General features: G+C 65.0%; 14 protein-coding genes. 5 read left to right on the top strand and 9 right to left on the bottom strand.

The window, feature by feature from the left end; all coding sequences use genetic code 11:
• Positions 1-141: 141 nt before the first annotated feature.
• On the top strand, positions 142-1,038 hold the full coding sequence (gene panB / locus M1E07_RS08700; RefSeq protein ID WP_461189836.1) for a 3-methyl-2-oxobutanoate hydroxymethyltransferase: 897 nt from the start codon (positions 142-144) through the stop codon (positions 1,036-1,038).
• 59 nt (positions 1,039-1,097) lie between these two features.
• Here panB and M1E07_RS08695 read toward each other — a convergent pair whose 3' ends face one another.
• A complete protein-coding gene (locus M1E07_RS08695) occupies positions 1,098-1,262 on the bottom strand; it encodes an SPOR domain-containing protein (protein ID WP_461189835.1) in 165 nt (54 codons plus the stop codon).
• Between the two features lie 122 nt (positions 1,263-1,384).
• On the opposite strand from M1E07_RS08695, the gene map reads away from it, so the two are divergent.
• The 3 genes from map to M1E07_RS08680 all read left to right on the top strand — a co-directional run bounded on the left by map (position 1,385) and on the right by M1E07_RS08680 (position 3,960).
• Entirely contained in the window at positions 1,385-2,263 is an 879-nt protein-coding gene (gene map, locus M1E07_RS08690; RefSeq protein WP_461189834.1) for a type I methionyl aminopeptidase, read from the top strand.
• A gap of 123 nt (positions 2,264-2,386) precedes the next feature.
• Positions 2,387-3,190, top strand: a complete 804-nt coding sequence (gene ppgK, locus M1E07_RS08685; RefSeq protein ID WP_461189833.1) for a polyphosphate--glucose phosphotransferase — start codon at positions 2,387-2,389, stop codon at positions 3,188-3,190.
• Positions 3,191-3,192: 2 nt separating this feature from the next.
• Entirely contained in the window at positions 3,193-3,960 is a 768-nt protein-coding gene (locus M1E07_RS08680; protein WP_461189832.1) for an SDR family oxidoreductase, read from the top strand.
• Positions 3,961-4,034: 74 nt separating this feature from the next.
• Here the strand turns inward: M1E07_RS08680 and nrdR are convergent, their stop codons facing one another.
• The 3 genes from nrdR to M1E07_RS08665 all read right to left on the bottom strand — a co-directional run bounded on the left by nrdR (position 4,035) and on the right by M1E07_RS08665 (position 6,631).
• Positions 4,035-4,541 (bottom strand): transcriptional regulator NrdR, encoded by a 507-nt coding sequence (nrdR, locus tag M1E07_RS08675; protein ID WP_461189831.1) that lies wholly within the window; start codon positions 4,539-4,541, stop codon positions 4,035-4,037.
• Between the two features lie 181 nt (positions 4,542-4,722).
• Entirely contained in the window at positions 4,723-6,090 is a 1,368-nt protein-coding gene (gene hisD / locus M1E07_RS08670) for a histidinol dehydrogenase (RefSeq protein WP_461189830.1), read from the bottom strand.
• Positions 6,091-6,094: 4 nt separating this feature from the next.
• Complete coding sequence (locus M1E07_RS08665; RefSeq protein WP_461189829.1) at positions 6,095-6,631, bottom strand: hypothetical protein; 537 nt, start codon at positions 6,629-6,631, stop codon at positions 6,095-6,097.
• Between the two features lie 131 nt (positions 6,632-6,762).
• Between M1E07_RS08665 and M1E07_RS08660 the strand changes: the two genes are divergently transcribed.
• On the top strand, positions 6,763-7,263 hold the full coding sequence (locus M1E07_RS08660; protein WP_461189828.1) for a flavin reductase family protein: 501 nt from the start codon (positions 6,763-6,765) through the stop codon (positions 7,261-7,263).
• 108 nt (positions 7,264-7,371) lie between these two features.
• Here the strand turns inward: M1E07_RS08660 and dnaE are convergent, their stop codons facing one another.
• The 5 genes from dnaE to M1E07_RS08635 form a co-directional block, all read right to left on the bottom strand.
• Positions 7,372-10,929, bottom strand: coding sequence for a DNA polymerase III subunit alpha (dnaE, locus tag M1E07_RS08655; RefSeq protein ID WP_461189827.1), 3,558 nt, complete (start codon positions 10,927-10,929; stop codon positions 7,372-7,374).
• Between the two features lie 36 nt (positions 10,930-10,965).
• Positions 10,966-11,892, bottom strand: coding sequence for an RluA family pseudouridine synthase (locus M1E07_RS08650; protein WP_461189826.1), 927 nt, complete (start codon positions 11,890-11,892; stop codon positions 10,966-10,968).
• Entirely contained in the window at positions 11,885-12,457 is a 573-nt protein-coding gene (gene lspA / locus M1E07_RS08645; RefSeq protein ID WP_461189825.1) for a signal peptidase II, read from the bottom strand. The genes M1E07_RS08650 and lspA overlap by 8 nt, the downstream gene beginning before the upstream one ends.
• Positions 12,458-12,548: 91 nt before the next feature.
• Positions 12,549-13,238, bottom strand: coding sequence for a DivIVA domain-containing protein (locus M1E07_RS08640; protein WP_461189824.1), 690 nt, complete (start codon positions 13,236-13,238; stop codon positions 12,549-12,551).
• A gap of 178 nt (positions 13,239-13,416) precedes the next feature.
• Complete coding sequence (locus tag M1E07_RS08635) at positions 13,417-13,704, bottom strand: YggT family protein (RefSeq protein ID WP_104045313.1); 288 nt, start codon at positions 13,702-13,704, stop codon at positions 13,417-13,419.
• Positions 13,705-13,710 lie beyond the last annotated feature (6 nt).

The following is a 13,710-nucleotide window of genomic DNA, read 5'->3' as shown; positions in this document are numbered from 1 at the left end:
GTTAACACGAAGTCCGGGGACGGGCGGCGGCAGCAGCCGCCGCGCAGGCCCCCGTTGCCTCCCCTTCCTTATGACGCTAATCACCCTGGCGGCTGACGACGCCGGTAGCTAGGACCGCGGGTGCCGCATTACGCTCATGCAATGGCCTCAAGCAACAGCTCCGACGCAAGCATGTCCGCCGACGTCCCCGCACCCTATGGCAGCGGGCCTGGGCAGGGCGTCCCGCCGGCCCCGGAGCGGAGGCCGGCCAAAGTGCGCGTCCATCACCTTCAACAGGCCAAGAATGACGGCACGAAGTTCGCAATGCTGACGGCCTATGAGCAGTACACGGCAGAAATTTTCGACGCCGCGGGCATCGAGGTGCTCCTGGTGGGCGACTCGGCGTCCAACAATGTTTTCGGCAACGAGACCAGCCTGCCGGTCACCGTGGACGAACTGCTGCCCCTGTGCCGGGCAGTGGCGCGCTCTGCCAAGCGCGCCCTCGTTGTGGCGGACCTGCCGTTCGGAAGCTACGAGGTTTCCCCCGAGCAGGCCGTCGCCGCCGGCGTTCGGTTCCTGAAGGAAGGTTTGGCGCACGCCGTCAAGATCGAGGGCGGCAGTTACTATGCGCCGACTGTCCGGGCTATGGTGCAGGCAGGCATTCCCGTGATGGCGCACATTGGCTTTACGCCGCAGAGTGAACACGCGCTGGGCGGCTACCGCGTCCAGGGCCGCGGTGACGACGCGCAGCGACTGATTGACGACGCCGTGGCGCTGGCTGATGCCGGCGCCTTCAGCGTGCTGATGGAGATGGTCCCCGCGGAGACGGCGGCAGCAGTGGACAAGGCCGTCACCGTTCCCACCGTGGGCATCGGCGCAGGCAAGGAGACCACCGGCCAGGTGCTGGTCTGGCAGGACATGGCCGGGCTGCGGGGCGGCAGGATGGCCAGGTTCGTCAAGCAGTACGCGGACCTGCGGAGCACGCTCCTGGATGCAGCCACCGCCTACGGCGAGGATGTCAGGTCCGGCCAGTTCCCCGGGCCCGAGCACTCTTTCTAGCCGCAGCTTCCGGCAGGACGGCCGGCCCAACCAGGCCGGCGCCGGGCCGCCGTGCCCCGTCAGTCGTCGTCGTCCTTTTCCCAGACTTCATTGCGGGCGCGGACCTTCTCGAGTGCGTGCTCCGCTTCCTCCCTGGTTTTATAAGGCCCGATCAGCTGGCTCCAGTCGGAGAGCCGGTCCTCCTCCACCTCGTGGGTCTTGATGTTGTACCAGTACTCAGTCATCGTTGTTCCCCGTTCCGGCAGGCAGGGAAGCTGCAGCGTGACGCGCGTAACTTAAACCTCTACGCGGTACAGACGCGGCTCCCGGTTGTTAGGCCTTCTGTAGTGCCTTATATGATCAATCTATGCCTTCCCTTGCCTCGACTGCACCCATCGGCACCCTTACCCCGGGAACCGTCAGCCCGCAGCGTCCCGTACCGGCGTCCATCGCCCGCCCCGAGTATGTCGGCAGGCCGGGACCTGCAAAGTTCACCGGCTCCGAGGTCAAGTCCGCCGAAACGGTTGAGAAGATCCGGGTGGCCGCGAAGATCGCCGCGCAGGCCATCGTGGAAGTGGGAAAGCACATCGAGCCGGGGGTCACCACTGACCAGCTGGACAAGGTGGGCCACGAGTTCCTCCTTGACCACCACGCCTACCCTTCCACCCTCGGATACCGTGGATTCCCCAAGTCCTTGTGCTCGTCGCTGAACGAAGTCATCTGCCACGGGATCCCGGACACTACCGTGGTCAACGACGGCGATATCCTCAATATCGACATCACTGCCTACCTTGACGGCGTCCACGGCGACACCAACTACACCTTCCTGGTGGGAGATGTTGACGAGGAATCCCGCCTGCTCGTGGAACGGACGCAGGAATCACTGAACCGGGCCATCAAGGCCGTTGCCCCGGGCCGCGAGATCAACGTGATTGGCCGCGCCATCCAGTCGTACGCCAAGCGCTTCGGCTACGGTGTGGTCCGGGACTTCACCGGACACGGCGTAGGTGAGGCCTTCCACACCGGACTCATCATCCCGCACTACGACGCCGCCCCCGCCTACAGCACGGTGATCGAACCCGGCATGGTCTTCACCATCGAGCCAATGCTGACCCTGGGCACCGTCGAGTGGGATATGTGGGCCGATGACTGGACCGTAGTCACCCGGGACCGCAAACGCACTGCCCAGTTTGAGCACACCCTGCTGGTCACCGACTCCGGCGCGGAGATCCTCACCCTGCCCTGACCAGGCCGCGCAGCACCATCCGCAAAACACTGCTCACCGGTTAGCAAGCCGCTGACCAGAAAGCACCCGGGGCCGGCTGCCCGCCGCCCCTTCCCCGCCCGCCCTGCCACGAACGGAAACCCATTGCCCAAGAAGGACGAGAAGTCGCACAAGAACGCCCCGCTGATCGGCATCGACATCGGAGGCACGGGAATCAAGGGCGGCATCGTCGACCTGAAAAAAGGCAAACTGCTCGGTGAACGGTTCCGCGTTCCCACCCCGCAGCCTGCTACCCCGGAGTCCGTTGCCGAGGCAGTGGCACTGGTGGTTTCCGAACTCTCGGCCCGCCCCGAGGCCCCGGCCGCCGGCTCCCCCGTGGGCGTCACCTTCCCGGGCATCATCCAGCACGGCGTGGTCCACTCCGCCGCCAACGTGGACAAGAGTTGGCTCAACACGGACATCGACGGCCTCCTGACGGCACGCCTGGCCCGTCCCGTTGAGGTCATCAACGACGCCGACGCTGCCGGGCTTGCGGAGGCCCGGTACGGTGCGGGCGCGGGGGTTGCCGGCACTGTCCTGGTGATCACCCTCGGCACCGGAATCGGTTCAGCCTTTATCTTTGACGGCAAACTTGTACCCAATGCCGAGCTGGGCCACTTGGAGATCGACGGCCACGACGCGGAAACCAAAGCCTCCGCCGTAGCCCGTGAGAGGGATGGCCTGACGTGGGATGAGTACAGCGTCCTGCTGCAGCGCTACTTCTCCCACGTGGAGTTCCTGTTCTCCCCCGAGCTGTTCATCGTTGGCGGCGGCATCTCCAAGCGCGCTGATGAGTACCTGCCCAACCTCAAACTCCGCACGCCGATCGTGCCGGCAGTCCTGCGAAACGAGGCCGGCATCGTTGGTGCCGCCATCGAAATCGCTTTGAAGCACAAGCTCGCAAAATAAGGGTGGACGCTTCCGGCCCCGCCACCCGGGGCGTCATGGTGGTCACCGGTGCCAGCCGGGGTATCGGTGCCGCCATCGCCCGGTTGGCTGCCCGCACGGGTTATGCCGTCGTGGTGAACTATTCTGCGGATGCGGACGGTGCCGCGGCCGTGGCCAAGGACATTGCGGACGACGGCGGCACGGCAGTTCCTGCCCAAGCGGACGTCAGTGATCCCGCAGCCGTCCGGTCCCTCTTCGACGCAGCCGCGCGGCTGGGGACGCTGACGGCAGTCGTTAACAACGCGGGCATCACCGGCAACCTGATCGGGGACCTTGTGGACGTGCCTGCCGGGAATGTCCGGCGCGTTATGGATGTCAATGTTGCCGGGATGATTTACGTCTGCCAGGAGGCGGTGCGGCGGATGGGCAGCCAGGCAGGCGGCTCCGGCGGTTCGATCATCAACATCTCTTCTACTGCAACCAAGGCAGGCTCCCCCGGAACCTGGGCGCACTACGCGGCGTCCAAGGGGGCGGTGGATGTCCTCACTACCGGGCTGGCGGCCGAAGTGGCACAGCAGGGTATCCGGGTGAACGCGGTCGCGCCGGGGAGCACCAACACCGGCCTGCATGCGGCGGCAGGGATGCCGGACCGCGTGGAGCGGCTTAACCCGACCATTCCGCTCGGCAGGGGTGCCGAGCCAGAAGAAGTAGCAGCGGCCGTCCTGTGGCTGATGTCCCGGGAGGCGTCCTACATCACCGGCGCGGTGTTGCCTGTTTCAGGGGGAAGGTAACGGCCTGGCCCCCTGCGGGGCAGGCGTGGTGCCGGTGGTGGCTGCGGCTTCCCCTCCAGTGCCACCACCGGAGCTTACAGCGGGGTTTTTTCGGAGCTTTTGGCGCCCTTGGCGGGAGTGACCTTCGCGTCTTCTTCGGCTTCCTGGCGGAGCAGGGCGATGGCCGTTTCGAAGTCCTCGAGGGATTCGAAGGCCTGGTAGACGCTCGCAAAGCGAAGGTAGGCCACCTTGTCCAGTTTCTGCAGCGGACCGAGGATCACAAGTCCCACCTCGTGGGCATCAATCTCGGCGGCGCCCGAGGAGCGAATTTGCTCCTCGACTTCCTGGGCGAGCAGCGCGAGGTCGTCCTCGCTCACCGGGCGTCCCTGGCATGCCTTGCGGACACCGTTGATCACCTTGCTGCGACTGAAGGGCTCCCCCACACCGGAACGCTTGATCACGGACAAACTGGTAGTCTCCACCGTGGTAAACCGGCGCCCGCACTCGGGGCACTGGCGGCGCCGGCGGATGGCCGAGCCATCGTCCGCCATCCGGCTGTCCACCACCCGGGAATCGGGGTTGCGGCAGAACGGACAATACATGGCGTCCCTTCTTTCGCTGGTGTTCTTAGCTGGGTGTTTCCTGGTGCACGAGCGCGGCGAGGCACAGCCCGCTTCCGTGGCGCCTCCAGTTTACGTCCCGCAGCAGGCTAATAACAAGCCTGTAATTACTACATGTTGTGGTCGGTACTACTAGATGTCGGGGGCCCGGCAGTTGCTCGCACTAGGAAAACCGGGCCGTGACCGCCTCACCGTGCGCGGGCAGGTCTTCTGCTCCGGACAAGCTGACGATGTGTCCGCTCACTTCTGCCAGCGCCTCGCGGCTGTAGTTCACTACCTGGATGGCCCGCAGGAAGGTAGTGACGTTCAAGCCGGACGAGAAGGCAGCGGTGCCGCTGGTGGGCAGGACGTGGTTCGAGCCGGCGCAGTAATCCCCGAGGCTCACGGGGCTGAAGTCACCAACAAAGATGGCACCGGCATTACGGATCCTGGCGGCCACCCCCGCGGCATCGCGGGTCATGATTTCCAGGTGTTCGGCTGCATAAGCGTCACAGGCGGCGATGCCCTGTTCCAGGTCCTCCACCAGAACCACCCCGGACTGCGGGCCGGACAACGCTTCAATGACCCGGCCGGAGTGCTTGGTGGTGGCGGCCTGCCGGTCGAGCTCACGGCGGACGGCGGCGGCGAGGTCCTCGGAATCCGTAATCAGCACCGAGGCCGCCTTGGGATCGTGTTCCGCCTGGCTGATCAGGTCCGCGGCAACCAGGGCAGGTTGGGCCGCCGAGTCTGCCAGGATGGCGATCTCGGTGGTGCCGGCCTCGGAATCGATCCCCACCGCACCTTTCACCAGGCGCTTGGCCGTGGCGACGAAAATATTGCCCGGCCCGGTCACCACGTCCACCGGTTCCAGCGCCGGCCCGGCTTCCGTTGCCGACACCCCGTAGGCGAAGGCAGCGATCGCCTGGGCACCGCCGATGGCGTACACCTCAGTGATGCCGAGCAGTGCGGCGGCGGCAAGGATCGTGGGATGCGGCAGGCCGTCAAACTCCTTCTGCGGAGGCGACGCCAAGGCAATGGACTCCACCCCGGCGGCGAGGGCCGGAACCACGTTCATGATGACGGAGGACGGGTAGACGGCAAGGCCGCCCGGCACGTAGAGTCCCACCCGTGCCACCGGCACCCAGTTCTGGCTGACCAGCGCGCCGTCGCCGAGCTGGACCTCCACGTTGCGCGGACGCTGGCCGTCCGCGAACCGGCGTGCCCGGCTGATCGATTCCTCCAGCGCCCCGCGGACGGCGGGGTCCAGCTTTTGGAGCGCGGCCGCGAGGGCCTCCTGCGGGACCAGCGGGTGGTTTTGGGCCACGCCGTCGAAGCGAAGGGCCAATTCGCCCAGTGCCTCGAAGCCCCGCTGCCGGACGGCCGAGATGATGTCGGCGACTTTCTCTTCGGCGTCCGCTACCGTCTGGCCCTGGGCGCGCGGAACGGCGGCGCGAAGTCCAGCGAGAGTCAGGTTCCGGCCGCGAAGGTCAACGGTGCGGAAGCTAACGGCGGCAGCGGCGGGGGCGGCGGGAAACTCCGAAGAAATGGTCACCGCACTATTTTACGTTCCCAACCGCAGCGTGCCGCGACCGGTCAGCGCCGCCGTCGTCCTTCCTTCCAAGGAGGTGCATCAGGTCCAGCACAAAGACGGACACTGCAGTGGCAGCGGGCCACAGCAGCAGCACGGGCATGGAGCGCAAGGAAAAGGCGATGCTGGCGTTGGCGGAGGCGTCAACCACAGGCCCCCACAGATAAGCGGACAGCAGGCCGGCCTGCCAGGCCAGGACTGCGCCGCATAAGGCGCCGGCCAGCCCCATCAGCAGGGCGGCCTGCGGATCCTGGCGCTTTTTGTCCTTCAGAAACACTGCCAGGAGGCACCCGGCGAAGACCAGAAGTCCGGCCAGCGTGAGGTCCCTTGGGAGCCAGACCAGGGGGTTGGTCCCGCTTGCAAGTGCCGGATCCCGGGTGATCAGGTTAAGACCGCCCGGCGCCAGCAGCCACCAGAGGATTCCCGCGGGCACTCCCGCCGCCGCCGGCACCGCCAGCATGGCCCAAGGCAGCCGCGGCCGTGTGCGGCGGGTTGGATTCGTCATGCAACAAACCTTAACAAATGTTCCGCCGGCTTAACCGCCGGGGACGTGGTGCTTCAAGTGATTCCCTGCCGGGGCCAACCGGCCCCTACCCTTGAAGGAGAGCACACAGCCACCCACCATCAGGAGTTCTTGTGACCGAAAATGACGTGCCGTTCGAGCGGACGTTCAGGGAGATGTTCAGGCGCCACGCTGCGGGCGTTGCCATCATCACGGTCAACTACCAGGACAGTCCGTTCGGCTTCACCGCCACGTCCGTAGCGTCGCTGTCAGCACAGCCCCCGCGTTTCACCTTCAACATGGCGCGCAGTTCCAGGTCATGGCCTGCCGTGGCGAATACCACCTATCTCGGCGTCCACATGCTTGGCCTGGAGAACCAGCAACTTGCTGACCGGTTTGCCGGGGCCGGCAACCGTTTTGAGGGTGACCACTGGGACGTCGGGCCGCACGGCGTGCCGGTGCTGAAGGACGTCGCCGGTTGGTTGATCGGCGAGGTGCAGATGCGCCTTTCCTTCGAAAACAACGCAGTCGTGGTGGTGCAGGTGGTTGACGGCCAGGTGGGCGGGGACGGGTCGCCCCTGCTCTACCACCGGGGCGGCTACAGCCAGCCCGTGCCGCTCGACTACGAAATCTGAGGTACCTGCCGGCCGTTCAGGTCAGGGGCGCCAGGCCGGGTGCTCAGCCGGCGTCAAAACAGCAGCGGACGACGCCGCGATGTTCCGCCGTCGTCCGCTTCCTGGAGGTCAGGCGTCCAGGCAGGCGGGGCCGAGCAGTACCTTCAGGTCGCCGAAGAGGGACGGGCTCGGGTTCACGCGGAGGTGGACCGGCAGTCCCATGATTTCGGTCCTGGTGTCGCCCTGCAGGTGCAGGCGGACTTCCGAGTTGCCGCGGTGCGTCCGGAGCACGTCGCCCAGCTCAGTCACTACTGCTTCCGTGGCCTTGTGGGTGGGCATGGTGATCACGAGTGGTCCGTTCAGCCCTTCGCTTAGGTCCGGAACGGACAGTTCCATGCAGTTGAGGGTGATCGCGCCGTCGTCACGCTTCTGCAGGCGGCCCTTGACCACCACAATCAGGTCCTCGGCGAGCACCGAGGCGATGGGTCCGTAAACCTGGCCAAAGAACATCACTTCCATGGAAGCGCCCAGGTCCTCCACCTCGGCCCGGGCGTAGGCGTTGCCGCTGGCCTTCGCGATACGCCGGCTCAGGGACGTGATCATGCCGGCAATGGTGATGATGGCGCCATCCTGCGGCCCGTCTTCGCCCAATACGGATGTGATGCTCAGCTCGGCGTGCTGGCTCAGGACCCCTTCGAGGCCCTGCAGCGGGTGGTCCGAGACATACAGCCCCAGCATGTCCCGTTCAAAGGAGAGTTTGTCCTTCTTCTCCCACTCGGGCAGGTCAGGAATCTCGATGCTCAGCGACGACTCGGATTCGGCTTCCTCGAAGCCGGCAAAGAGGTCGAACTGCCCGATCGCTTCATTCCGCTTGAGCGTGATGACGGAATCTATGGCTTCTTCGTGGATCATCGCCAGGGCACGGCGGTGGTGGCCCAGCGAGTCGAAGGCGCCGGACTTGATCAGTGATTCGATGGTGCGCTTATTGCAGACCACCGCCGGGACCTTCATCAGGTAGTCCTTGAAGGACGTGTAAGCGCCCTCGCTCTCGCGCGCGGCCACCATGGCTTCCACCACGTTGACGCCGACGTTGCGGATGGCGCCCATGCCGAAGCGGATGTCGTTGCCTACCGGGGTGAAGTTCAAGGCGGACTCGTTGACGTCCGGCGGGAGCACGGTGATGCCCATGCGCCGGCATTCGTTGAGGTAGATGGCGGATTTGTCCTTGTCGTCGCCCACGGACGTGAGCAGCGCGGCCATGTATTCCGGGGCGTAGTGGGCCTTGAGGTACGCCGTCCAGTAGGAGATCACTCCATACGCGGCGGAGTGGGCTTTGTTGAAGGCGTAGTCGGAGAAGGGCAGCAGGATGTCCCACAGGGTCTTCACGGCCTCCATGGAGTAGCCGTTGTCCTGCATGCCCTGGGAGAAGCCGGCGAACTGCTTGTCCAGCTCGGATTTCTTCTTTTTACCCATGGCGCGGCGGAGGATGTCTGCCTGGCCCAGCGAGTACCCGGCCAGCTTCTGCGCCACGGCCATCACCTGCTCCTGGTACACGATCAGGCCATAGGTTCCGCCGAGGATCTCCGCAAGCGGTTCCTTCAGTTCCGGGTGGATCGGGATGACTTCCTGGATCCCGTTCTTGCGCAGGGCATAGTCAGTGTGCGCGTTGGCGCCCATCGGACCCGGCCGGTACAGCGCGAGCACGGCCGAAATGTCCTCGAAGTTGTCGGGCTTCATCAGCTTGAGCAGGGAGCGCATCGGCCCGCCGTCGAGCTGGAACACGCCGAGGGTGTCGCCGCGGGCCAGCAGCTCGTAGGACGGGGCGTCGTCGAGTTCCAGGGACTCCAGGTCCAGGTCGACGCCGCGGTTCATCTTGATGTTTTCCAAGGCGTCGGAAATGATCGTCAGGTTCCGCAGCCCCAGGAAGTCCATCTTGATCAGGCCAAGGCCCTCGCAGGTGGGGTAATCGAACTGCGTGATCACCTGGCCGTCCTGGATGCGGCGCATGATGGGGATGACGTCGATGATCGGATCCGAGGACATGATCACGCCGGCGGCGTGGACGCCCCACTGGCGCTTCAGCCCCTCAATGCCCAGCGCGGTCTCGAACACCTTGGCAGCTTCCGGGTCCGTGCTGACCAGCTGGCGGAAGTCACCGGCTTCGCCGTAGCGCTTGGCCTCCGGGTTCTGGATATCCGCCAGCGGGATGTCCTTGGCCATCACGGCCGGGGGCAGTGCCTTGGTCAGCTGCTCGCCCATGCTGAAGGGATACCCCAGCACGCGTGAGGAGTCCTTGAGCGCCTGCTTGGTTTTGATGGTGCCGTAGGTGACGATCATGGCCACACGCTCGTCACCGTACTTGCGGGTGACGTAGTCAATGACTTCCGAGCGGCGCCGGTCATCGAAGTCGACGTCGAAGTCAGGCATGGAGACGCGGTCCGGGTTCAAGAACCGCTCGAAGATGAGTCCGTGGCGCAGCGGGTCAAGGTCGGTGATGCGCATGGCGTAGGCCACCATGGAGCCGGCACCGGAACCACGGCCTGGACCCACGCGGATGCCGTTGTTCTTGGCCCAGTTGATGAAGTCCGCCACCACCAGGAAGTAGCCGGGGAACCCCATGGAGGTGATGACGCCCAGCTCATAGTCGGCCTGCGCACGTACCTCGTCCGGAACGCCGCCCGGGTAGCGGTAGTCAAGTCCTGTGGCCACTTCCTTGACCAGCCAGGAGGTCTCGTCCTCCCCCGGGGGGCAGGGGAAGCGGGGCATGTAGTTGGCGCCGGTATTGAAGGAAACCTCGCACCGCTCGGCGATGAGGAGGGTGTTGTCGCAGGCATCGGGGTGGTCCCGGAACAGCTCACGCATCTCCTGCGGCGACTTCAGGTAGTAGCCGCTGCCGGAGAATGCGAAGCGGGAGCCGCCGTTGTCGTACGTGGGTTCCAGGAGGGTGGAGCCGGACTGGATGGCCAACAGCGCCTCGTGGGCTTTGGCATCGTGCTCGTGCGTGTAGTGGAGGTCGTTGGTGGCGACGAGGGGAAGGTTCAGGTCCTTGGCGAGGCGAAGCAGGTCCCCGGTAACGCGCCGTTCGATGTCCAGCCCGTGGTCCATCAATTCGCAGAAGTAGTTCTCGGCGCCGAAGATGTCGCGGAACTCGGAGGCCGCTTCCAGCGCCTCGCGGTATTGGCCCAGCCGCAGGCGGGTCTGGACTTCCCCGGACGGGCAGCCCGTGGTGGCGATGAGCCCCTCGGAATAGGTGTTGAGCAATTCCCGGTCCAGCCGGGGCCACTTGCCGAACACGGCGTCCAGCGAGGCGATGGAGGACGCCCGGAACAGGTTCCGCATGCCGGCGTTGTTGTAGCTGAGCAAGGTCATGTGGGTGTACGAGCCACCGCCGGAGATATCGTCCTTGCGCTGGTGCTCCTCGCCCCAACGCACGCGGCTTTTGTCGCCGCGGGCCGTGCCCGGAGTCACGTAGGCTTCGACGCCGATGATCGGCTTGATCCCCTTGTCCGTGGCCTTCTTCCAGAAGTCGAAGGCGCCGAAGAGATAGCCGTGGTCGGTGGTGGCGATGGCCGGCATGCCCAGCCGTTCGGTTTCGTCGAACAGCTCGCCTAGCCTTGCGGCACCGTCCAGCATTGAATACTCGGTGTGGTTATGGAGATGGACAAACGAGTCGTTGCTGGAAGTCACCGCACTATTCTATGCGCTCGGAATCCACGCCGAGGGTCAGGCCCGCCCGGACTCCAGCACTTCGAGGGCAAACGCGAGGTCCTGCGGGTAGTTGCTGATGACACGCACCGGCTCCCCCGTCACGGGGTGCTCGAAGCCGAGCTCGCGGGCGTGCAGCCACTGCCGTGTCAGGCCTAGCGTAGCGGCCAGGCGGGGGTCGGCGCCGTAGGTGAGGTCGCCCGCGCAGGGATGGCGCAGGGCCGAGAAATGCACCCGTATCTGGTGGGTTCGGCCCGTCTCCAGGTGCACCTCCACGAGGCTTGCCTTGCCGAACGCTTCCACCACTTCATAGTGCGTGACGGACGGCCGGCCGTCCTCGATGACAGCGAACCGCCAGTCATGTCCCGGGTGGCGGCCGATCGGCGCGTCAATGGTACCGGTCAGCGGGTCGGGCAGGCCCTGGACCACCGCATGGTAAACCTTGTCCACGGTGCGTTCCTTGAAAGCCCGCTTCAGGGCCGTGTAGGCGCGTTCGGACTTGGCGACCACCATCGCCCCGGACGTGCCGACGTCGAGCCGGTGGACAATGCCCGCCCGCTCAGGCGAGCCGGAGGTGGAAATTCGGTAGCCTGCCCCGGCCAGGCCACCCACCACGGTGGGACCTACCCAGCCTGGAGAGGGATGGGCAGCAACACCCACGGGTTTGTCGACGACGACGAAATCGTCGTCGTCCAACAGGATCTTCAGGCCTTCCACAACTTCCTCCACCACTTCCAGGGGGTCACGCCGTTCCGGCAGGCTCACCTGGAGGACGTCTCCGGCTATGAGCTTTGCCGACTTTCCCAGTGCTTTGCCTTTGCTGAGGACATTGCCTTCGGCGATAAGGGTGGCCGCAAGAGAACGCGAAATTCCCATCAGCCCGGCGAGACCCGCATCGGCGCGGGTCCCGGCATATTCTTCGGCGACAACCACCCGCTCAGGCATCGCCGGAGTTCTCCTTCCGGGCGGAAGTGAGCCGTGTTCCGTCCAGGGTGATTCCGCGCAGGGTCAGGATGCAGATGATCGCGACGGCGGAAACCACGGCCGAGTCAGCGATGTTGAAGATCGCGAAATTCGGCAGCTGGATGAAGTCCACCACGTGCCCCATGCCGAAGGACGGTTCCCGGAAGAGCCTGTCGGTGAGGTTACCCAGCGCGCCGCCCAGCAGCAGGCCGAGGGCAAGGGACCACCACTTCGAACCGAGCTTGCGGACCTGGAAGAGGATGGCCACGGCAACGGCGGCCATGATGATGGAGAACACCCAGGTGACATTTTCCCCGATGGAGAACGCTGCCCCCGAGTTCCGGATGAAGTACCAGTGCAGCAGCGGCGGAAACACCGGAATCCGCTCCCCCTCCACCATGGTGGAAGTGACCCAGATCTTGGTCAGCTGGTCCAGGACGTAGGCAAAAACTGCGAACCCGGCAAAGAGGGACAGCAGTACGGCCTTCCGGGGTCGCGGTGAGGGCGGTACGGGGCGGGCCGGGTCGGCGGCGAGTTCGTCAGTCATGGTGCTTTCATTCGTAAGACCTGGTTCAATGCCAAAAGCCGGTGGCCGAGGAATCCTCAGCCACCGGCTTTCAGAATACGTGCTTGCCGGATTAGTTGGCTTCGCTGACTTCCGGCGTTGCCACTGAACCACGGGCATCGAGGTCGCGGAGCTGGCCTTCGATGTAGGCCTTCAGGCGTGAACGGTAGTCGCGCTCGAAACCGCGGAGCTGCTCCACCTTGCGCTCCAGCACGGAACGCTGCTGCTCAAGGGCTCCCAGGATCTTGCGGGACTTCTCCTGGGCATCGTTGACGAGGCTGCTGGCTTCGATCTGCGCTTCGGCGATGATCTTGTCCTTCTGCGCCTGTCCGTCTGCCACGTGGCGGTCGTGCATCTGCTGCGCCATGGCGAGCAGGCCGGCGGCGGATTCAGCTGAGGAGGTGGGGGCGGCCGGTGCGGCGGCAACGGGAGCGGCAGCTACCGGAGCGGCAGGCTGGACGTCCTTCTTCTTGCGCTCTTCGGCGGCCTTGGCTTCGGCTTCGGCCTTCTCGCGTGCTTCATCCTTGTCGGACTTGACGGGCGCGGGGACCTTCTCCACGACGGGTGCGGCAGCGGAGCCGGCCGGCACGCTGGACCCGGCTTCGGAGAGCTTCTTGCGAAGTTCGTCGTTTTCCTGGTTCAGGCGGCGGAGCTCCACAACGATCTCGTCCAGGAAGTCATCAACCTCATCCTGGTCGTAGCCTTCGCGGAACTTGGTCGGCTGAAAGCGCTTGTTGACAACGTCTTCTGGCGTCAAAGCCATCTGGTCACCTCACTGGTCTGGTTAGTCAGTAGGCCTTCCGGCCGTCAAAACTACGGTACCTAAAGTTGGTCTGGTTCCTCTAATTCAACACTGCGGTGTCAAACGCGAGTTTTCTTCATATTGCACTGGTGGTTCCCGGCGGGTTCCATCCGTGTGCGTGCTGGGTCTATCCGGTAAATCAGGCGAGGCCCCGGGTGATCCCCATGGCAATACTGACCGCGATGAACAGGACCAAAAAGCCCAGGTCCAGGGAGATGCCGCCGAGCCGCAGTGGCGGGATCAGCCGGCGCAGTCCGTTGAGCGGCGGGTCCGTAATGGAGTAGACGGCGTGCGCCACCACCAGGGCGGCACCACGGGGACGCCACTCCCTTGCGAACATCTGGACCCAGTCGAACACCAGGCGGATGATCAATGCCACAAAGAACAGCAAAAGCGCGAGATAGACAAGCCCGAAAACAATTCCCATGACTTA

Source organism: Arthrobacter sp. Z4-13 (assembly GCF_054792705.1).
This window is presented reverse-complemented; position numbering and strand designations above follow the sequence as displayed.

Bases quoted from the DNA above. Each gene is read 5' to 3' on its own strand.
- M1E07_RS08635 (WP_104045313.1), bottom strand. From the start codon at position 13,704: ATGGGAATTGTTTTCGGGCTTGTCTATCTCGCGCTTTTGCTGTTCTTT.
- M1E07_RS08665 (WP_461189829.1), bottom strand. From the start codon at position 6,631: ATGACGAATCCAACCCGCCGCACACGGCCGCGGCTGCCTTGGGCCATG.
- M1E07_RS08640 (WP_461189824.1), bottom strand. From the start codon at position 13,238: ATGGCTTTGACGCCAGAAGACGTTGTCAACAAGCGCTTTCAGCCGACC.
- M1E07_RS08695 (WP_461189835.1), bottom strand. From the start codon at position 1,262: ATGACTGAGTACTGGTACAACATCAAGACCCACGAGGTGGAGGAGGAC.
- nrdR (WP_461189831.1), bottom strand. From the start codon at position 4,541: ATGTATTGTCCGTTCTGCCGCAACCCCGATTCCCGGGTGGTGGACAGC.
- M1E07_RS08650 (WP_461189826.1), bottom strand. From the start codon at position 11,892: ATGCCTGAGCGGGTGGTTGTCGCCGAAGAATATGCCGGGACCCGCGCC.
- panB (WP_461189836.1), top strand. From the start codon at position 142: ATGGCCTCAAGCAACAGCTCCGACGCAAGCATGTCCGCCGACGTCCCC.
- lspA (WP_461189825.1), bottom strand. From the start codon at position 12,457: ATGACTGACGAACTCGCCGCCGACCCGGCCCGCCCCGTACCGCCCTCA.
- map (WP_461189834.1), top strand. From the start codon at position 1,385: ATGCCTTCCCTTGCCTCGACTGCACCCATCGGCACCCTTACCCCGGGA.